At 66.8% G+C, this 20,198-nt stretch carries 16 protein-coding genes; 8 read left to right on the top strand and 8 right to left on the bottom strand.

What is annotated here, in order from left to right; translation table 11 throughout:
- Positions 1-39: 39 nt before the first annotated feature.
- Positions 40-1,638 (top strand): GMC family oxidoreductase, encoded by a 1,599-nt coding sequence (locus AB7O82_RS22890; protein WP_428547888.1) that lies wholly within the window; start codon positions 40-42, stop codon positions 1,636-1,638.
- Positions 1,639-2,854: 1,216 nt separating this feature from the next.
- Entirely contained in the window at positions 2,855-4,264 is a 1,410-nt protein-coding gene (locus AB7O82_RS22885) for a cytochrome P450 (protein WP_428547891.1), read from the top strand.
- Between the two features lie 96 nt (positions 4,265-4,360).
- On the opposite strand, the gene AB7O82_RS22880 is transcribed toward AB7O82_RS22885, so the two are convergent.
- A complete protein-coding gene (locus tag AB7O82_RS22880) occupies positions 4,361-5,362 on the bottom strand; it encodes a lysophospholipid acyltransferase family protein (RefSeq protein ID WP_428620250.1) in 1,002 nt (333 codons plus the stop codon).
- Positions 5,363-5,535: 173 nt separating this feature from the next.
- Between AB7O82_RS22880 and AB7O82_RS22875 the strand changes: the two genes are divergently transcribed.
- From AB7O82_RS22875 to AB7O82_RS22865, 3 genes are all read left to right on the top strand, one after another.
- Entirely contained in the window at positions 5,536-6,303 is a 768-nt protein-coding gene (locus tag AB7O82_RS22875; protein ID WP_428547897.1) for a glycosyltransferase, read from the top strand.
- A 463-nt stretch (positions 6,304-6,766) separates the two neighbouring features.
- Positions 6,767-6,949 carry a hypothetical protein gene (locus tag AB7O82_RS22870; protein ID WP_428547900.1) on the top strand — a complete coding sequence of 61 codons (183 nt, stop codon included), beginning with the start codon at positions 6,767-6,769 and terminating at the stop codon, positions 6,947-6,949.
- A 9-nt stretch (positions 6,950-6,958) separates the two neighbouring features.
- A complete protein-coding gene (locus AB7O82_RS22865) occupies positions 6,959-7,615 on the top strand; it encodes a Fic family protein (protein WP_428620249.1) in 657 nt (218 codons plus the stop codon).
- Between the two features lie 119 nt (positions 7,616-7,734).
- Here AB7O82_RS22865 and AB7O82_RS22860 read toward each other — a convergent pair whose 3' ends face one another.
- From AB7O82_RS22860 to AB7O82_RS22830, 7 genes are all read right to left on the bottom strand, one after another.
- Complete coding sequence (locus tag AB7O82_RS22860) at positions 7,735-8,166, bottom strand: HIT family protein (protein ID WP_428551762.1); 432 nt, start codon at positions 8,164-8,166, stop codon at positions 7,735-7,737.
- A 211-nt stretch (positions 8,167-8,377) separates the two neighbouring features.
- A complete protein-coding gene (locus tag AB7O82_RS22855; RefSeq protein WP_428551765.1) occupies positions 8,378-9,865 on the bottom strand; it encodes a hypothetical protein in 1,488 nt (495 codons plus the stop codon).
- A 265-nt stretch (positions 9,866-10,130) separates the two neighbouring features.
- Complete coding sequence (locus tag AB7O82_RS22850; RefSeq protein WP_428551768.1) at positions 10,131-11,096, bottom strand: ArgK/MeaB family GTPase; 966 nt, start codon at positions 11,094-11,096, stop codon at positions 10,131-10,133.
- The gene (ppdK, locus tag AB7O82_RS22845; protein ID WP_428551771.1) at positions 11,093-13,825 is read right to left on the bottom strand and encodes a pyruvate, phosphate dikinase; all 2,733 of its coding nucleotides are present in this window, start codon (positions 13,823-13,825) and stop codon (positions 11,093-11,095) included. The genes AB7O82_RS22850 and ppdK overlap by 4 nt, the downstream gene beginning before the upstream one ends.
- Before the next feature lies 1 nt (position 13,826).
- Positions 13,827-15,878: a glycine--tRNA ligase subunit beta gene (gene glyS / locus AB7O82_RS22840; protein WP_428551774.1), complete on the bottom strand. Its 2,052-nt coding sequence runs from the start codon at positions 15,876-15,878 to the stop codon at positions 13,827-13,829.
- 1 nt (position 15,879) lies between these two features.
- Positions 15,880-16,782 carry a glycine--tRNA ligase subunit alpha gene (locus AB7O82_RS22835; RefSeq protein WP_428551776.1) on the bottom strand — a complete coding sequence of 301 codons (903 nt, stop codon included), beginning with the start codon at positions 16,780-16,782 and terminating at the stop codon, positions 15,880-15,882.
- Between the two features lie 189 nt (positions 16,783-16,971).
- Entirely contained in the window at positions 16,972-17,262 is a 291-nt protein-coding gene (locus tag AB7O82_RS22830; protein WP_428551779.1) for a hypothetical protein, read from the bottom strand.
- Positions 17,263-17,755: 493 nt separating this feature from the next.
- Here AB7O82_RS22830 and glpD point away from each other — a divergent pair, with 493 nt between their 5' ends.
- The 3 genes from glpD to AB7O82_RS22815 form a co-directional block, all read left to right on the top strand.
- Complete coding sequence (glpD, locus tag AB7O82_RS22825) at positions 17,756-19,294, top strand: glycerol-3-phosphate dehydrogenase (RefSeq protein WP_428554368.1); 1,539 nt, start codon at positions 17,756-17,758, stop codon at positions 19,292-19,294.
- A gap of 82 nt (positions 19,295-19,376) precedes the next feature.
- Positions 19,377-19,952 (top strand): Spy/CpxP family protein refolding chaperone, encoded by a 576-nt coding sequence (locus AB7O82_RS22820; protein WP_428554370.1) that lies wholly within the window; start codon positions 19,377-19,379, stop codon positions 19,950-19,952.
- A 36-nt stretch (positions 19,953-19,988) separates the two neighbouring features.
- A partial coding sequence (locus AB7O82_RS22815) for a hypothetical protein (protein ID WP_428620248.1) occupies positions 19,989-20,198 on the top strand: 210 nt, incomplete at its 3' end.

The raw sequence follows: 20,198 nt of genomic DNA, 5'->3' as shown, positions 1-20,198 counted from the left end.
CCAACTGTGACGATTGCGTGAGCGGGAGGGATCGAGGCTATGGCCGATTACGACTACATCATTGTGGGCGCAGGCTCGGCCGGCGGCGCGCTCGCCGCGCGGCTGAGCGAGAACCCGAGGAACAAGGTGCTGCTCCTGGAAGCCGGCGCGGCGAGCCATCCCTACTCGCGCATGCCGCTGTCGTTCGGCCTGCTGATCGACAATCCGGCGGCCAACTGGTGCTACCAGTCCGAGCCCGAGCCCAATACCGCCAACCGCACCATCCCGGTGCCGCGCGGAAAGCTGCTCGGCGGCTCGAGCTCGATCAACGGCTTGGTCTGGGTGCGCGGCCAGCCGCTCGACTTCGACACCTGGGCGCAGATGGGCTGCCGCGGCTGGAGCTGGCAGGACGTGGCGCCGATCTTCACCCGCATCGAGACCTTCGTCGATGGCGACGGTAGCAACGGCCGCGGCACGTCGGGCCCGCTCAAGGTTTCGACCGTACCGGACCAGAATCCGCTCTACGACGCGCTGTTCGCCGCCGCCAAGGCGGCCGGCTTCAAGCTCAATCCCGACTACAACAGCGAGGACCAGGAAGGCATCGTCAAGACCCAGACCTCGATCTACAAGGGACGGCGCATGAGCGTGGCGCACTGCTACATCGAGCCGGCGATGAAGCGCTCGCCCAACCTGCATGTCGTCACGAACGCCATGACGCTGCGCGTCCTGCTCGACGGCAGGCGCTGCACCGGTGTCGAGTACGAGAAGGACGGCAAGGTGGTGCAGGCGCGGGCGCGCGAGACCATCCTGTCGGCGGGCGGCGTCGCCAGCCCGCAGATTCTCGAGCTGTCGGGCATCGGCCAGCCGGAGCTGCTGAAAAAGCACGGCATCGAGGTCAGGCACGAGGCAAAGGCGGTCGGCGAGAATTTCCGCGACCACATCAACGCCCGCATCGTCTGGAAGGTGAAGGACCCCAAGGTCTCCTACAACCACATGGCGCGTGGCCTCGGCGCGGTGACGCAGATGACCAGATATCTGCTGACCGGCGGCGGCTTCATGAGCCTGCCCTCGGCGCCGCTGCTCGGCTTCCTCAAGACCCGACCCGAGCTCGCCACGCCCGACATCCAGCTGCATCTCGTGCCCTACTCGATCAAGGATCCCAAGACGCGCAAGCTGCAGGACTTCCCGTCGATGACGATCGCCTGCTACCAGCTCCGGCCCGAGAGCCTGGGATCGATCCATATCCGCTCGGCCGATCCCAAGGCGCAGCCGGCGATCCGCTTCAACTTCCTCGCCGACCCGATCGACCAGCAGGCGATGACCGGCGGCTTCCGCATCATGCGCAAGCTGGTCGCCGCCCAGCCGATGGACGTCTACAGGGGCGACGAGTTCTCGCCCGGCACCGAGGTGCAGAGCGACGACGAGATCCTGACCTGGATCCGCAACAACTCGCAAACCGCCTACCATCCGATCGGCACCTGCCGCATGGGCCCGGCCGGTCCCACCACGGTAGTCGACGACAAGCTCAAGGTGCACGGCATCGACGGCCTGCGCGTCGCCGACGCCTCGATCTTCCCGACCATGCCCTCGGGCAACACCAACGCCCCCTCGATCATGGTCGGCGAGAAGGCCGCCGACATCCTGAAGGCGGCGGCGTAGCCGCTCGCCCGTGCAATCGAGTGCACGGAGCGCTCCATCGTGTTCCGGATCGCGAGAGTCTCCGACGAATCTCGAAGCGAACCCCATGGGTGAGACACGGGGCGGTGCAGCCAAATTCCCTGTTCTTGCAGAAAAGCGGAACACCTGAAGTGGGGACAAAGGGCCTGAAAGACCAGCCATATCAGGCGCCTGGCCTGCTCGCTTGAGGTCGCAGCGATGCCATAACAGGGAATTGGAGCAGGGAATTGCTCGCACCAGAGCAGGGAATCTGGAGCACCGGATCAGGGAATTTCGGAAGCGGATCAGGGATCGTCCTGCCCGGATCAAGGAGCGGACGCCGGAGCACTCCATAGCTGGGAGAGAGCGTCACGCGCCGGCCCACAGAATAGAACGACCCCCTTTTCTTGCGGTCGGTGCGGTCGGTGCGGTCGGTTGCGGTCGGAGCCTTTGGAATCAAGGGGTTGGCCCGACCGCAAGCGATGGCCCCTTGGGGTCGCACCGCCGGTTTTGCGGTCGGTGCCGCCGTCTTGCGGTCGGGGTCATCCGACGCCCGCTCCCTCACGTGTGTCGCCTCCCCCTTCGTGGAGCGGCCGCGGAGAATCGGTTCCAATTCTTGCGTCCGTTGCGTCCGTGCGTCAGCGGCCTTTGAAATCAAGGACTTGGCGCTGACGCACCGGGATTGAGCTGCGTCAGCGGTGGGTCGGCTTGCGTCGGTCATGGCGATCACGGTGATGTCCTTCGAATCGCTCGGGGTCATACTGCCCCTGGCTATCATGAGGCCGCCCGCGACGGCAGGTGAGCCAGCTGAAGTGGATCGCACTTGCAGCCATGACCGCGTGCACGTGATTGCACAGCGATCCCGAATTGCCGCTGTCGCGACGGCAGCTCCCTTACGGGGCACCTCGTTGCTGGGAGCGCGCCACTCGAGGCGCAGTAACCTCCGCCGACGATGGCGCTCTTCTTGTCGATTACACATCCCGTGAGCGCCATCGAAGTGGCGCGCTCCCAGCAATGAGCCTCTAGAATTGCGCTCGACTGCCGTCAGGTGTGCGTTGCGGCCAGCTGTTTGATCTTGCCGTGGCTCGCCGGTTTGGCTGTCATGAAGGGGCGCAAGAAACCATTGCTACAATGAAGGGCCGACAGTCCGCGGGCGAACGCAGCGGCACGGTACCGGTCGACTGCACCTCCGAAACCCTCCCCATCCCAGGGAGTCGCGATGGTCCGACTGATGTGGACGAGGCAGCGAATTCGCGAGGAACGCGGGCCCGACTGGTTCGTGCCTGCCCATCCGGCTCCACCGACCGGGCACTTCGGCGCCGTCGAGCGCCTGCTCTCCGCGCGTCGCAGCCTGATTGGCGCGTTCCACGAAGCCGATTACGTGTCCGGCTGCGGCTCCATGCGCGTGTTCGGACGGAGGGTCATCCTCGTCAATTCGCCCGAGACCATCAAATACGTGATGGTCACGAACCACGAGAACTACGAGCGCAAGAGCCCACAACTGCGCCGGGCGCTCAAACCCATCGTCGGCGACGGCCTGTTCATTTCGGACGGCGAGACCTGGAAGCGACGCCGCCCGCTTGTCGCCGACATCGTCCACAAGGACACGATCCCGCGATCGGGGCGCAGCATGGAGGCAGCCGTCGCCGACATGGCGGATCGCTGGCAAGCGCGGCCGGCCGGAACGGTCTTCAACGCGCTGCCGGAGATGGCCGGGCTGACCGCGGAGATCATCGCGCGAGCCGTCTTCGGACAGAAGCTCGGCGCGGCAGCGGCGCTCGACATCGTAAGCGGATTCTCGCGCTTCCAGCGCCTGGTGGACAGCGTCAACATCCCTTACTTCCTCGGCGCCGACGATGGCTGGCCGCTGCTTCGCGGGCCGCGGTTGCGCAAGGCGATCGCCGACATCGGCCGGGTGATCGACAAGGTGGTCGCCGACCACATTGCCGGCCACGGCGACCACAATTCCATGCTCGAGGTGCTCGTGCGCCGGCAGGCCAGGAGCCCCGAGCTCGGGCTCGACGTCGGCGCCTTGCGCGAGGAGGCGGCAACGATCTTCATGGCGGGGCATGAAGGCAGCACGGCCACCCTCACCTGGGCGCTCTATCTTCTCGCCAACGCGCCGTGGGTGGAGGAAGCCGTGCAGCGCGAGGTCGAGACGGTGGTCGGCGATCGCCGACCGACGATCGCCGACATCCCCGATCTCGCCTGGTGCCGCGCCGTCATCGAGGAGACGCTGCGGCTCTACCCTTCCATTCCCATCATGGCGCGCCAGGCGCTGAGCGCCGATCGCATCGGCGACGTCGCCGTCGAAGCCAACGACCTGGTGCTCGTCGTCTCCTGGCTGCTGCATCGCGCCAACGACCTCTGGGATCGGCCCCACCACTTCCTGCCCGAGCGATTCCTGGGCGCCAAGCGCCCGCTGCCCTACACGTACATTCCTTTCGGCGTCGGGCCGCGCACCTGCCCCGGTCTCGGTTTCGGCATGGCCGAAACGGTGCTCTGCCTGGCAAGCCTCGCCCAGCGCTTCACGATCCGGGTTGCCGATGGCCATCGTGTGGTGCCGAGCTGCCGCCTGAGCCTGCGGCCGCTCGGCGGCCTCCCGGTGATCGCGACGGCGCGAGGCTAGAGCGGCCACTCATCGTCTTCCGGACCGCGGGCGTCCCGCCCGCTCATGCTTCTATGAGCGGGCGGGACGCCCGCGGTCCGGAAGAGCATGAGTAGTCTACCCGCCGTACTTCACTTTCGCGAAGCCCCAGTCGAGCCAGAACCACTGATCGAGGTGAGCCTGGACGACCGGCTCGACGATGCCGTTCAGGAGCGCCACGTCGCCGAGGAGGCACTCGTCCGGCCGGTCCGCCGGCGCAAGCCGCAGCGGCTCGCCGAACCGCAGGGTGAATCGGCAACCGCGATGACGCAGGGCATGAAACGGCAGCAGCGTCGCATTGGTCATGCGCGCCAGCCGCGCCGCGAACGCGTAGTTGCTGCCGAGATGCGGCGGACGGCCGAAGAACGGTGCCGCCGACACCTCCTTGACCGCCTCATCGCAGAACATGATCAGCGCGCCACCCTCCTTCAGCCACTTCACGGCCGCCCGCGCGGCGTTGCCGCTTCGGGCGTAGGCAACGCTGCCCTCCGGCCCGGTTCGCGCACGCACCTTCAACGCCAGGCGGGTCTGCATGCGACTGGGCTGCGGCTCGTAGACATCGAAGACCGGTATGCCGAACTCCGCCATGACGGGGCTCAGCACCTCCCAATTGGCGAGGTGCATGCCCACGAGGATGACCGGCCCGTCCTGCATCGTTTTCCGTGCAAGCTCGCCGTTCTCGACCGAGACCCTGCCGGCAGGCACCAGCCGATGCAGGATGCAGAACTCCGCCCGAAGCCGGCCGATGCCGTCGAAGTGGCGCTCGGCGACCTGGCGGACCTTCGCCTCGCTCCATGTCGGCTCGAGCCAGCGCAGATTGGTCAGGGTCCTGTGCATCGCGTCGGGGAACAGGCGCGGCGCGACAAGACGGGCGAAGAAGCCGCCGAAGGCCGACACGAAGCCGATCGGCAGCACGCTCAGGACGTGAAACGTCAGCCACTGCAGGCCATCCATCGGCATGTCCCGGAACCAGTGGACCAGCCATTTGCGCCGGGATTGTCCACCCTTCGCAAAGTCGGCCCACGACGGCGCCGGGAAGCTCAGCGTCTCGAGTATCCTGGCCAGCCTTTCCTCGTTCAAGGGCTTGGGCCTCGAGGGTCCGGCCCGTAGCAGCCGGGAGCTGGCACGTACATCGCCTTCCCCTGCCGACATCCGCCTCTCTCCTCTGGAGCGACTCGCTGCCTGCGCATTCTGCGTTGGCCCCATTTTGCGTTGTATGGGCCGTCGCGTCGAGGATTGGCTATACTGCGACCATGACTGCGCAATCGCCGGACATCCCCGCTGCGAGCATCGTCATACCGACCCTGAACGAAGAGAAGTACCTGCCGGTCCTTCTCGACTCCCTGATGCGGGTGTCCGCGCCGATGGAGATCATCGTGGTGGACGGCGCCTCGACGGACCGCACCGTGCAGGTGGTCGAGAGATACCAGCCGCTCTTCGCCGGCAATGCATCGCTCAGAGTGCTGCACAGCGACGCGCGGAACATCTCGCTTCAGCGCAACATCGGCGCCGCCGCCGCGCACCACGACCTTCTGATCTTCTGCGACGCCGACGTCCGTGTTCCCTCACACGAAACCTACGCAACGCTGATGACGCAGTTTGCCGAGGGGCGCCTCGCGGTCGCCGCTCCTGTCCTGGTTCCGATCGAGCCGGGCCTGGGCTTCAAGCTCGCCTACAAGATCGTCTACTGGCTGCAGAGGCTCGTACTCTCGTACGGCCGGCCCTACTTCGCCGGCAGCTTCCTGATCACGACCAGGCCCGTCTTCTCCCGGCTCGGCGGGTTCGACCCGAAGATCCTGCTTGCGGAAGACGTCGACTACTCGCTGCGGGCGTCGAAGCTCGGCTCCTATCGGCTGATGAATGTCAGGATGGGCATCTCGGCGCGGCGACTGATCAAGTACGGATACTGGTGGATCGTCGAATCGCTGCCGACCATCGTTCGATACATCCGCACCGGCGCCATCTCCCCGAAGGACATCCACTATCCCTTCGGGGATTACGACAAGCCGCGCGATGGTTGATCCGGGTGACATGCGGACTGAACTACGCCCTTACGGTTCGCTCAACAGAAGTGCGCAGACCGGAGATGACTTGCTTCCCGTCATCACGACCGGAGCCGAGCGCAGCGCCTGCCCTGAACGCTGCGGGCCGTTTGTCCCACACCGACGGATCGCTCGGAGGGCGGTCGGCGGCGGCATTTGCGAACTCATGAGGAGATGACAGGTCGCCGCGACTGAGCAGGCGGAGATTGACTACCGCACTCGATTCAGGGTGGGATGGCTTGCACACGAAGCGCATGGCCAGTTGACTTGGTTGCGCAGTCCTTGGTGGGATTGCCCGCGAGGACCCCGCTGAAGTCTTAGCAACGATCTGTCACCAAGCGGGGTTACTAACACAGCGCGTTTGCAGTCCAGGCGCCCATGGTCTATCCTAAGTATAGTACTTTCTTAGGAAAGTGTCGTAAGCCATTGTGGAGGTTGACCAATGTCCGCTAAGAATGATGACCTCCAGTACCTGCTCGAGAAGTCGAAGGGCATTGCCATGACCCCGGAAGAGCTTGAGGAGCAGCGCCGGAGCTTTGCTTACGGCAATACGCACATCGAAAATGACCGCATCACCCGGCGCGTCGTCGATGAGCAAGCTGAAAGGCTAAAGATCAACAAGTAGAGACCTAGAGTGTCCGGCGAAGATCGGTATAGTGAGGCGGAAGAGCCGTCTTTAGTCGCCGATCCTGACGAAAGGGCCAGGGTAGAGGCAGCCAACGGTCTTAAGCAGTACGATCATGTCGTAGCACTCGTCCAAGAGTGGACGATGCCTGATCGTGTGTTCAAGTTGCGCCTGTCTATGATCTATGCCCTGCAGCGCACTGCGCTTGCAGGTCTAACGAATTACGCGGGCATGTTCAGGCCCGGAGACGTCACGATCGCAAAGAGTGCACACAAGCCACCTCCCGCATACGTTGTGCCGGAGCTGGTGGAGGAGATGTGCGACTACATAAATGAAAACTTTGCAAGCAAGAGCGATGTCCACTTGGCGGCATATGTGCTCTGGCGGCTGAATTGGATTCACCCATTTGTTGACGGCAACGGGCGAACGTCACGCGCTGTCTCGTATTTTGTGCTATGCATGAAGAGCGGCAACGTACTTCCTGGCAAGAAGACGATCCCCGAGCAGATCGCAAACAACAAGCGGCCATACTACGTGGCGCTTGAGGCGGCCGATAAAGCGTGGGCGGAAAATCGGCTCGATTTGAGTGAGCTGGAGGACCTTTTGTCTGCCGCGCTTGCAGCCCAGTTGGCGGACTATCACCGCACGGCGACAGGACAGAGCTGAAAGCAGTGTTCGCGCCGCGGTGAGACCGGGCGCAAACGCGTCGCAAAGCGACGCGTTTGACTGCCGAGTCCGGCGCAATGGAGACCCGCCGGACTTTCGCCTGGAATCTGGAATCCGGCTCACCCGCCGAGCACGGTCTTCAGCCTCTTGTAGATCGCCTCGATCTCCGCGCGGTCGCCCGGCTTGTACTCCCAGTTGAACGTGGCGCCGTCGTTGGGGCGGCGCGGCAGGATATGGATGTGGAGATGCGGCACGCTCTGGCCAGCGCCCGGGCCGTTGGCCTGCAACAGGTTTACGCCGTCAGGCTGCAGCTCGCTGATCACCGCCTTGGCGACCTTCTGCGCGGTCGTGGCGACGGCGCCAAGCACCTCGGGCGGGATGACGTCGACGGTCGGCCAGTGGCCCTTGGCGACGGACAGTGCATGGCCGGGGTTCAACGGGTTGATGTCCATGAAAGCGATCGTGTCGTCGTCCTCGAGGAGCTTGAAGCAGGGAATCTGGCCCGCGACGATCTTGCAGAAGATGCAGGCGCTGTCGGTCGGATGAGTCATGCGGCGTCTCCAGGATGGCCCCGGGATTGCGCCTCGAATGGAACGGCTGCGCACCCCCGGCAAGGGCCGGATCGAAGCCGAGACGCCGCGATCTGGCAATGTTCTTCCGATTGGACCGCGCGGCTTCGAGAGCATTCCCTCGACTTGATGCCCGGTATTCGTCGGCGCGAGCAGGTTGCCATTGCTCGGCGCCCTGAACGAATGGGCAAGCTCACGGCAGGGAGTCGGACAGGCGAATGCACGGCGGCAACGCGGCTGTGCCAGGCGACAGAGGAGAACGGCTGGATATCACGAACGGCGTGCCGCCGATGCGGCAGTGGTGGGCGAGGCCGGCGCCCTCTATGACCTTGCCGCCCTCCCCCTCTCCCGGGCTGCCCGGCATGTGGATCACGATGTCGGGGTAGGGATACTCGCTGGCGGCCCGCAGCAGGGTCCATTCGCCAACGAGGGCCGCCTCGGGGATCAGCGACAGGGCGGCATCGTCGAGCATCACACGGCCGAGCGCAGCACGCTGACCGACGACCTCTCGCAACACTGCCTCGTATCGCCCCATGGCGCCGAATTCGGACGGCGTGAACAGTCGCCAAGGTGCCTTGTCGTGGTTGGGGCCGCCGGCAAGAGCGAACAGGAGCGCCGACCCCGCGGCCAGGACGAGCTGGAGGCGCACGGCGAACGGCCGGCCAGGCATTGCCATGGTCGGCCAAGCGATCGAGATGATGATCGGGAACGAATAGTAGGACGTCAGGCCGATGTCCTTGACCGCCAGGAGTGACAGCAAAATCCACGGCATTGGCGCGAGCGCGCCGGCCAGCAGCAGGGCGTCGCGGCGCCAGGCCGCGACCGCGAACAGGCCGACCACCGGCCAGACGGCGTAGCCCCAACCCGTGAGGAATAGGGCCGCTCGCGCCGAGACCAGCTTCAAGCTCAGGTGAGCTCCGATCGGCGTGCCCAGGTACATGGTCTCGACATGCGTCGGGCCTCCCGGCGACCATGTCGCCTGGAAGATCAGCACAGCGATCGACCAGGCGACGCAGACAAGGGCAACGGCCAAGCACCTCAGGGATTCCTGGCGTGGATAGCCCGAGATCCACCGGGCGGCGGCGAGCAGCGTCAGGAAGGCAGCCGCGTGCAGGCCGGCGTCCTCGCGCACGAGCAGGCAGAGCCCCAGCGCCATGAATGCCGCCAGGACGTGGCCTCGTGCGTGCAGCGCGAAAAACAGCAGCAACAATGCCGGAATGGCTGTCTCGACATGGGGAAAGCCGATTGCCGCCAGCATGGGTCCGCACAGCGCCGTGGCCAGAGCGGTCACGGCGGCGATGCCGTAGCCTGCCGGCCCCGCGCAGAGGAGGAACGCCGACAGGCCGATCAGCCCGGCCCACATCCCCTGAAGGATGGCGAAATATGCCGCCGGCGGCACGAATGGCACGAGTTGATGGAGCGCCGACGACAGGTAGAAGATCGGCATGAAGTGGATGCTGAAGAACGTCGGGCGCGGTGTGCCGTAGGGCAGGACGGTGGGCCACTGCATCGGCCATTCGTTGGTGAATGCCGAAAAATGGGCGAACAGGCCACTGTCCCAGAAGTAGGCGCCAACCACATAGAAATGATTGAGCGTATAGGCCGTCACCAGGGCCGCCGGAATCAGGAAACAGGCGGCTCCAGCGACGCACGATTGGAACACGGTTGCCGAGCGTGCCAAATGACCTACCACTGCCGACATGCTGCACGCTAATGGACGTTCATCTCAGGCTGAAGCGTCAGCAGAACAAGAAAGGTCCCTCGACTACGCTGCCCTACGGGCCGCTCCGTTCTGGATGACGGGTTTTTCGCCAGCGGAGGGGTCATGCGCTGGGACCGCGCCACTCCGATGGCGCTTATGGGATGTGTGGTCGGCAAGAAGAGCGCCATCGGAGTGGCGCGGTCCCAGCGCATGACCCGTTGCCGTGAACGCAAGAGGCTCCAGATCACTCTGCCTTCTGCAGTCGCGCCGTGAACTCGCGCATCCGCTGGAACGGCTGCGCCCCCGGGGCGAGTGAGAGATCGAGGCCGAGACGATGCAGCCTCGCGATACCCTCGCGGCCGAAACGGTCGCGCAGCGATTCCGCGACCCACGATTCGCTCTGGCGGTGGCGGGCAATGGCGAGGCGGCCGTCCTGCGCAAGGTGCAGGCGATGCGCCTCCAGCGCCTCGACCAGTTGATTGAGGCCGACGCGGCTGCGCGAGGAGACCGCGAGCACGCGCAGCGCCCAGCCGCCGTTCCCTGCCGGTGCCGCCAGCGACAGCGCCCCCGCCACATCGGCGCGCGCCCGCTCGGCGGCCGGGCCGAGATCGGCCTTGGTGACGGCGATCAGGTGCGGGATCTCGACGATGCCCGCCTTCATGAATTGCAGCGAGTCGCCCGAGCCGGGCTGGACGCAGAACAGCACCGTGTCGGCAACGCCGGCGACGTCGGTCTCCGACTGGCCGACGCCCACCGTCTCGATCAGCACGCGGTCGAACAGGGCGCGCATCACCACCATGGCGGCGAGCGTCTGGTCGGCGAGCCCGCCCAGCCGGTCGCGCGCCGCCATCGAGCGCACGAAGCTGCCTTCGTCGGCCGAATCGCTGACGATGCGCACGCGATCGCCGAGCAGCGCCCCGCCGCTCGCCCTGGAGGACGGGTCGACGGCGATCACGCCAACCGTGTGGCCGGCCTGGCGCCACGCCGCGACCAGCGCCGCGCACAAAGAGGATTTGCCGACGCCCGGCGGGCCGGTGACGCCGACCACATGGCCGCCCGGCGCCCGCCACGCTGCGTCGAGCAGCGCCTGCGATTCGTCGCTTTCCGGATTGCGCTCCAGCCGGGCGAGCGCCGCCGCCAGCGCGCGCTTGCCGCCCCGGTGCAGCACCTCGAGCGTCACACCGTCCGGCGCCACGCCGTCCGGCGTCATTCCGTCTTGAGCGGCCCGCCCAGGGCCGCCTGCGCGGCGGCCAGTCGCGCGATCGGCACGCGCCAGGGCGAGCACGAGACGTAGTCGAGCCCGGCCTTGTGGCAGAAGAACACCGAGGCCGGATCGCCGCCATGCTCGCCGCAGATGCCGAGCTTCAGGCCGTTGCGCACCTTGCGGCCGCGCTCGCTGGCGATCTCGATCAGCTCGCCGACGCCCTCGGCGTCGAGCGTGGCGAACGGGTCGTGCTCGAAGATGCCCCGCTGCTGGTACTTCTCCAGGAACGAGGCCGAATCGTCACGGCTCAGCCCGAACGTCGTCTGGGTGAGATCGTTGGTGCCGAAGCTGAAGAACTCGGCGGTCTCGGCGATCTCGCCGGCGCGCAGCGCGGCGCGCGGCAGCTCGATCATGGTGCCGACCAGGTACTCGAACTTCTCGCCCGAGATCTGGCTCACCTCGGCGGCGACCTGGTCGATCACCGCCTTCATCAGGTCGACCTCCTTGCGGGTCGCGACCAGCGGGATCATGACCTCCGGGATCACCGTCTTGCCGGCCTTCTTCTGGACCTCGGCCACCGCCTCGAAGATGGCGCGGGCCTGCATCTCGTAGATCTCGGGGAAGGAGATGCCGAGCCTGACGCCGCGATGGCCGAGCATCGGGTTGTACTCGTGCAGCTTCTGCGCCCGCGCCTCGACCTCGGCGACGTCGACGCCGAGATCCTTCGCCACCTGCTCGGCGTCGGCGTGGGTCTTGGGCAGGAACTCGTGCAAGGGCGGATCGAGCAGGCGGATGGTGACCGGCAGGCCTGCCATGATCTCGAACAGGTTGACGAAGTCCTGGCGCTGCATCGGCTGGATCCTGGCGAGCGCCACGCGGCGCGCCTTCTCGTCGTCGGCCAGGATCATCTGGCGCACCGCGACGATGCGGTCGCCCTCGAAGAACATGTGCTCGGTACGGCAAAGCCCGATGCCCTCGGCGCCGAACTTGCGCGCCTGCTCGGCATCGGCCGGCGTCTCGGCGTTGGTGCGGATGCCCAGCGTACGCACCTCGTCGGCCCATTCCATGAGCCGGGCAAAATCGCCCGACAGCTCGGGCTGCACCGTCGGCACGACGCCCTGCATGATCTCGCCGGTGCCGCCGTCCAGGGTGATGAACTCGCCCGTCTTGACCGTGACGCCGCGCACCGTGAGCGTGCCGGCGCGGGCGTCGATGCGCACGTCGCCGGCGCCGGCAACGCAGGGCTTGCCCATGCCGCGCGCCACCACGGCGGCGTGGCTGGTCATGCCGCCGGTCGAGGTCAGGATGCCCTCGGCGGCATGCATGCCGTGGATGTCCTCGGGGCTGGTCTCGCGTCGCACCAGGATCACCTTCTCGCCGCCGCGTGCCTGCTTCTCCGCGTCGTCCGCCGTGAACACCACCTTGCCGGAGGCCGCGCCGGGCGATGCCGGCAGGCCCTTGGCGATCACCTTGCGCGCTGCCTTGGGATCGAGCGTCGGATGCAGGAGCTGATCGAGCGAGGCCGGCACGATGCGCGCCACCGCTTCCTTCTTGTCGATCAGGCCCTCGTGCACCATGTCGACGGCGATCTTGAGCGCCGCCTTGGCGGTGCGCTTGCCGTTGCGCGTCTGCAGCATGTAGAGCTTGCCGCGCTGTACGGTGAACTCGATGTCCTGCATGTCGCAGTAGTGCGTCTCGAGCGTGCGGCGCACGCCGTCGAGCTGCTTGAACACCTCGGGCATCACCTCTTCCATGGCCGGCGCGTCGGACTTCTGCGCCTCCTTGCCCTGCACGGTGAGATGCTGCGGCGTGCGGATGCCGGCCACCACGTCCTCGCCCTGGGCGTTCACCAGGTACTCGCCATAGAACAGGTTGGTGCCGGTCGACGGATCGCGCGTGAAGGCGACGCCGGTGGCACAGTCGTCGCCCATGTTGCCGAACACCATCGCCTGCACGTTGACCGCGGTACCCCAGCTCTCGGGAATCGAATGCAGGCGGCGATAGGTGATGGCGCGCTGGTTCATCCACGAGCCGAACACCGCGCCGATGGCGCCCCACAGCTGCTCGCGCGGCTCCTGCGGGAACGGCTTGCCGGTGCGCTTCTCGACGATCTTCTTGTACTCGGCCACCACGGCGCGCCAGTCGTCGGCCTTGAGGTCGGTGTCGAGCTGGACGTCGAGGTCCTCCTTCTTCAGCTCCAGCGCCTCCTCGAAATAGTGGTGCCCAACATCGAGCACGACATTGGAGTACATCTGGATGAAGCGGCGGTAGCTGTCCCAGGCGAAGCGCTCGTCGCCCGATGACTTGGCGAGCCCGATCACGGTGCGGTCGTTGAGGCCGAGATTGAGCACCGTGTCCATCATGCCGGGCATCGACGCGCGCGCACCCGAGCGCACCGAGACCAGCAGCGGGTTGCCGGCGTCGCCGAACCTGGCGCCGACCACCTTCTCCATGGCGGCCATCGCCGCATCGACCTCGGCCTCGAGCTCCTTCGGATAGGCGTTGCTGTTGGCGTAGTACCAGGTGCAGACCTCGGTGGTGATGGTGAAGCCAGGTGGCACGGGGAGCCCGAGGCTCGACATCTCGGCCAGGTTGGCGCCCTTGCCGCCCAGCAGATTGCGCATCTCGGCGCGGCCTTCGGCCCTGCCGTCACCGAAGCTGTAGACCCATTTCGGCGCCGGCGAGGAAGCGTGGACCGCCAGCTTGGTCGGGGAAGCAGGGGATGCTGTTGCCATGTCAGCCCTCGATTCTCGAGAAGTCAGCCACCTTGTCCATCGTGGCGCGAATCTTGTTCAGCAGTTTCAGCCTGTTTAGCCGCAAATCAGGCCTGTCCGGGACATTGACTGTGACCTTGTCGAAGAAAGTATCGATCGGCGCGCGCAGATCGGCGAGCGCCGCCATCGCGCCGGCGAAGTCCTCCGACACGAGCGCCGGCGCGACACGCCTCTCGGCCGCCGACAAGGCCGTTAAAACGGCTTTCTCTTCGTTTTGTTCCATCAGCGCGGCATCGGGCGCGCCGGCAATCCGGGCCGACAGGGCCTTGTCCTTGCGCTCCTCGGCCCGCACGATATTGGCGGCGCGACCATAGGCGGTGAGCAGATTCTTGCCCGCCTCGGTGGCGAGGAAGGCCTGCACCGCCTCGACACGCGCCAGCAGGCGCACCAGATCGTCCTCGCCGCCCAGCGCGAACACGGCATCGACCACGTCGTGCCGCACGCCCTTCTCCCGCATCTGCACCTTCAGGCGATCGGCGAAGAACGCCATCAGGTCGTCCGCCTCGAAGAACTTTCCGAGCGGCAGGCGAATCCGGTTCTCGACGACGATGCGGATCACGCCGAGGGCGGCACGGCGCAGCGCATAGGGATCGCGCGATCCGGTCGGCTTCTCGCCGATCGACCAGAAAGAGACGAGCGCGTCGAGCTTGTCGGCCAGCGCCACCGCGACCGAGATCGGCGCCGACGGGCAACGGTCGTTCGGACCGGCCGGCGTGTAGTGATCGCCGATCGCCTCGGCGACCGCTGCCGGCAGCTTCTCCTCGAGCGCGTAGTAGCGGCCCATCACGCCCTGCAGCTCGGGGAATTCGCCGACCATGCCGGTCACCAGGTCTGCCTTGCTGAGATGCGCCGCCAGGATCGCCTGCGCCGGATCGGCGCCCGGCACGTGCGGCACGATCTTCTCGGCGAGGATCTCGATGCGGGTCACGCGATCGGCCTGCGTGCCGAGCTTCGCGTGGAACACGATGTCCCGGAGCCTCGGAAGCCGTTCCTCCAGGGTGAGCTTGCGATCCTGGTCCCAGAAGAACTTGGCGTCGCTGAGCCGCGAGCGCAGCACCCGCTCGTTGCCGCCGACGATGGTGGCGCCGCCGTCGCGCGCCACGTTGTTGGCGACCACGACGAAGCGGTCGGCGAACGTGCCCTCCCGGGTCTCGGTGGCGAAGTAACGCTGATGCGACTTCATCGAGACGGTCAGCACCTCGGGCGGGACGTCCATGAACTGCGCATCGATGGTGCCGAGCATCGGCACCGGCCATTCGACCAGCCCCGCGACCTCCTCGAGCAGCGCCTCGTCCGATCTCAAGGTCACCTGGGCCGCGGTGCAGGCCTTCTCGGCCCCAGCCAGGATGATCTGCTTGCGCTCGGCCGCATCGAGCACGACGTGCGCCGCCCGGAGCTTGGCGACGTAGTCGTCGAAGCCCGCCACCTCGATCGTGCCCTTCGACAGGAAGCGATGGCCGCGCGTCGTGGCGCCGAAGCGGACCGGCGTCATCTCGCCGCCCGGTGCCACCGCGCCCGCGAGCACCTTGCCGTCGAACAGGGCGATGATGGAATGCAGCGGCCGAACCCAGCTCATGGTGCCACTGCCCCAGCGCATCGACTTGGGCCACGGCAGCGCCTTCATCGCCGTCTCGATGATGCCGGGCAGCACCTCGGCGGTCGGCCCGCCCTTCTTGGCTATCACCGCGAACCAGAATTCGCCGCGGCCGGTGTCGCGCTTCTCGGCCTGGTCGAGCGAGGCGAGCCCCGCCCCCTTGAGGAAGCCCTGGATCGCCTGGTCGGGCGCGCCGACGCGCGGGCCGCGCCTCTCCTCGCTGACGTCGGCGCGCGTCGCCGGCAGGCCGTCGATCACCAGCGCGAGGCGCCGCGGCGTCGCGAAGGCGCGCGCCGAGGCGAAGTCGAGGCCGGCGCCCTTCAGGCCGTCGCACACCAGGCGCTGCAGATCCTCGGCCGCCCGCGTCTGCATGCGGGCCGGAATCTCCTCCGACAGAAGCTCGAGCAGGAGTTCGGCCATGTTACGCCGCCTTCTTAGCGGTCTGAGTCGCGAGCCACGCTTCGCAGCAGGCCTTGGCGAGCTCGCGCACACGGAGAATGTAGCTCTGCCGCTCGGTGACGCTGATCACGCCGCGCGCATCGAGCAGGTTGAAGGTGTGGCTGGCCTTGATGCACTGCTCGTAGGCGGGCAGCGGCAACCGGCGCTCGATCAGGCGGCTGCATTCCTTCTCGGCGTCGGCGAAATGGCGGAACAGCATCTCGGTGTCGGCGTGCTCGAAATTGTAGGCCGACTGCTCGCGCTCGTTCTGCAGGAACACGTCGCCGTAGCTCAGCGGCACGTCCGAATCGGTGCGATTGAACGGCAGGTCGTAGATCGACTTCTTGTCGAACAGGTACATGGCCAGGCGTTCCAGCCCGTAGGTGATCTCGCCCGAGACCAGGTCGACATCGATGCCGCCGACCTGCTGGAAGTAGGTGAACTGGCTGACCTCCGCCCCGTCGCACCACACTTCCCAGCCCAACCCCCAGGCGCCCAGCGTCGGACTCTCCCAGTCATCCTCGAGAAAACGGATGTCGTGCAGGGAGGTGTCGATGCCGATCGCCTCCAGCGAGCCGAGATAGCGCTCGACGATGTCGGGCGGCGACGGCTTCAGGATCGCCTGGAACTGGTAGTAGTGCTGCAGGCGCATGGGATTGTCGCCATAGCGGCCGTCGCCGGGCCGCCGCGACGGCTGAACGTAGGCGGCATACCAGGGCCTGGGACCGAGCGCCCGCAGGGTCGTCGCCGTATGGAAGGTGCCGGCTCCCATCTCCATGTCGAACGGCTGCAGGATCAGGCAACCCTGGCGCGCCCAGTAATCCTGGAGGGTGAGAATCAGTTCCTGGAAGCACGTCGGTGCGACGCGTGCTGAGGGCTCGGACACGGTATTCCCCGAAGCTCAGAAGGCCTTGTGTTTCCGCGACTTAAGGCTGTTTTTGCGGTGCGGCAAAATAGGTGCCGCCCCCACCCCGGTCAAGCGCTGCGGCCAAGCCTGCCCGATCTCAGATTCGGTGGTCTACCGATCCAATCGGATTGCGCATTTCGCCAGCAGCGACGCGACCGACGCCGCCCCCTACCGGCCCTCTGGCAGCGGACAGTCCGGACGGCTGCATTTCGTCGCAGCGGTGGACAGCCAGGCGCCGCACACCCGGCACGGGGTCGAGGCGTCGATGACCTGCGCCTGCTGCCGCGCCGGCGGCGGCTGGGACGCCGGCTGGGTCGGGGCCGGGCGAGGCTGGGTCGGGAAGTTGGGCTCGTTCGGCCGGCCGACGAAGCGGTCCCACAGGCCCTTCCAGCGCGAGAAGGTCTTCCACGCAGCGTATACCGCGACGCCGAACAGGATGATCTTGAGCAGGAACCCCATGACGCTTGTGTGCGGTCCCTGCACCGCACGGTCAAGCGCGCTATATGGTGGAGCATGACACGCGGTTCATGTTCTCCTCCCCAGCTCCGCTGGGGAGGTGCCCCGCCTTGCGGGGCAGAGGGGTCATGGCTGGGAGCGCGCCACTCCAATGCCGCACTTCCTGTTGATGACACATCCCATGAGCGCCACTGGAGTGGCGCGCTCATTGGCGCTGACCTTGCCAAAAGAACGCGTCATGCGCTGGGAGCGCGCCACTCCGATGGCGCTCTTCTTGGTGACTACACATCCCATGAGCGCCATCGGAGTGGCGCGCTCCCAGCAAAGAGTCGACGTCGATGGGCAAAGTTGGCGCCTATGTGTGGCGCGCTCCCAGCATATGACCCCTCCGCCTGCCTGCGCGAAGCCGAAGCGGCTTCGCTTCGGCGGAGGCAGGTCCCCGTAAGCCGGCGACACCTCCCCAGCGGAGCTGGGGAGGGCAAGAAAGGCACCCCGCATGCCCGCTGACACCGCGCCCCTCGACCTGTTCGTGGTCGGCGGCGGCATCAATGGCGCGGGGATCGCCTGCGATGCAGTCGGCCGGGCGCTGAAAGTCGGGCTGTGCGAACGCGGCGATTTCGCCGGCGCCACCTCGTCGGCCTCGACCAAGCTGATCCATGGCGGGCTCCGCTACCTCGAGCACTACGAGTTCCGGCTGGTGCGCGAGGCCCTGCAGGAGCGCGAGGTGCTGCTGGCCAAGGCGCCGCATCTGTCGCGGCCGCTGCGCTTCGTGCTGCCGCACGAGCCGCATCTCAGGCCGCGCTGGATGCTGAGGCTCGGCCTGTTCCTCTACGACCATCTTGACTGGCACATGACCCTGCCCAAGTCGAAGGCCGTCGACCTCAGGCGAACGGTCTACGGTGCCGCGCTGAAGCCCACGCTCGAGAAGGGCTTCGTCTATTCGGACGCCTGGGTCGACGACGCGCGGCTGGTCATCGCCAACCTCAAGTCGGCGCGGCAGATGGGAGCGCAGATCTACGCCCGCCACGAATGCGTGTCGGCGCGGCGCAGCGACGACGGCCGGCTGTGGAACATCGAACTCAAGGCGCGCGACGGCGGCAGCGTGAACCTGCAGGCCCGCGGCCTGGTCAACGCCACCGGCCCGTGGGTCAAGCGCTTCCTCGACGAAGAGGCCAGGATCGCCACTGCCAAGCGGGTGAGGCTGATCAAGGGCAGCCATATCGTCGTGCCGCGCCTCTACGACGGCGAGCATGCCTACATCCTGCAGAACAGCGACAACCGCATCGTCTTCATCATCCCCTACGAGCGCTCCTTCTCGGTGATCGGCACGACGGACATCCCGGTCGAGGACGGCGAGCAGCCGGTCTGCACGCCGGACGAGATCGTCTATCTCTGCGACATCGCCAGCCACTATCTCGCCAAGCCGGTGACTCCGGCCGAGGTGGTGTGGACCTATTCCGGCGTGCGCCCGCTGTTCGACGATGGCGACGACGATCCCTCGGCGGTGACGCGCGACTACCACCTCGAGGTCGACGGCACGCCGGGCGGCACCACGGCGCCCCTGCTCTCGGTGTTCGGCGGCAAGATCACGACCTACCGGCGTCTCGCCGAGCACGCGCTCGGCGACCTGGCACCGCACTATCCGCACATGGGGGGCACCTGGACGACGACGCGGGCGCTGGCCGACGGCGAACTCGCCGATGCGCCGACCTTCGAGGAGGCGTTCGAGCGCTATGTCGACTCCGCCGCCCAGGTGCGCTCGGGCCTGCCGAAGGAGCTGATCCGCGTTCTCTGTCATCGCCACGGTTCGGGCCTCGACGATCTCCTGGATGGCGCCCGGACCGTGGCGGATCTCGGGCGCCATTTCGGCGGCCAGCTCTACGAGATCGAGGTGCGCCACCTGATGCGCGACGAGTGGGCGGTCGAGCCCGACGACATCCTGTGGCGGCGTACCAAGGAGGGCCTGCACATGACCGCCGACGAACGATCCGCATTCGCAGCCTGGATGGCCGACCTCAGGCCCAACTTTACCTAACTTCACACTTCCGCCGGGGCACGCCCGGCGGCGCCGGCTCGTATTGATCGACGAAGCCCATGCAATGAAGCCGAGGTGCCCGATGTCGTTCCGCTTCCCTCTTCTCGCCCTGTCGACCGCTCTCGTGACCGCCGCCGGCCTCGCCTGGACCAGCGCCCCGGCGAACGCGGCAGGCAGCGGCCCCGACGACCTGCTCGAGCTCGCCCAGACGACGCCCCCGACCAACCCGCCGCCCGGCCCCGGCGGCCATGCCCGGCACGAACAGCGCGAGCAGCGCGCGATGAATCCCAAGGCCTTCTGCCTCGACCAGGTCGCCCGCCGCGCCGGCAATCGCGCCTACGTCAAGCTCCGCCTCGACCTCAAGGCCGACCAGATGACCGCCTGGAATGCCTTCGCCAAGGCCTCGGACGATGCCGACGTGAAGGACGTGGCGCGCTGCAACGCGCTGCCCACCGAGATGAAGGAGCGGCCTAGCTACATCGAGCGCCTGACCATGGAAGAGAGCGTCATGAAGGCGCGCATCGAGCGCATCGACGCGGTGAAGCCCAGCCTGCAGGCGCTCTACGACACGCTTTCGCCCGAGCAGAAGGCCGTCCTCGACTCGCCGCGCCCGATGGGCGGCCGCGGCGGCATGCATCATCACCGCGGCCGGCGGTAACCACTATCATCCGGACCGCGGGCGTCCCGCCCGCTCGTGATCATGATCATGAGCATGAGCGGGCGGGACGCCCGCGGTCCGGATGACGCATTGCTGGGAGCGCGCCACTCCTGTGGCGCTCATCTCCTCCTCCCCAGCGAAGCTGACAGCGAAGCTGGGGAGGAGGATGACTATCCCGCCAGCAGCTCCGCCGCCCGTTCCATCGACACCGGCGCAGCGTCGAGCAGCGCGGCCGTCATCGCGTCC

Origin of the sequence: Reyranella sp. (assembly GCF_050185545.1) — a bacterium.
Lineage (GTDB): Bacteria > Pseudomonadota > Alphaproteobacteria > Reyranellales > Reyranellaceae > Reyranella.
The sequence above is the reverse complement of the archived record's forward strand: the minus strand, read 5'-3'. Positions and strand labels throughout refer to the sequence as shown.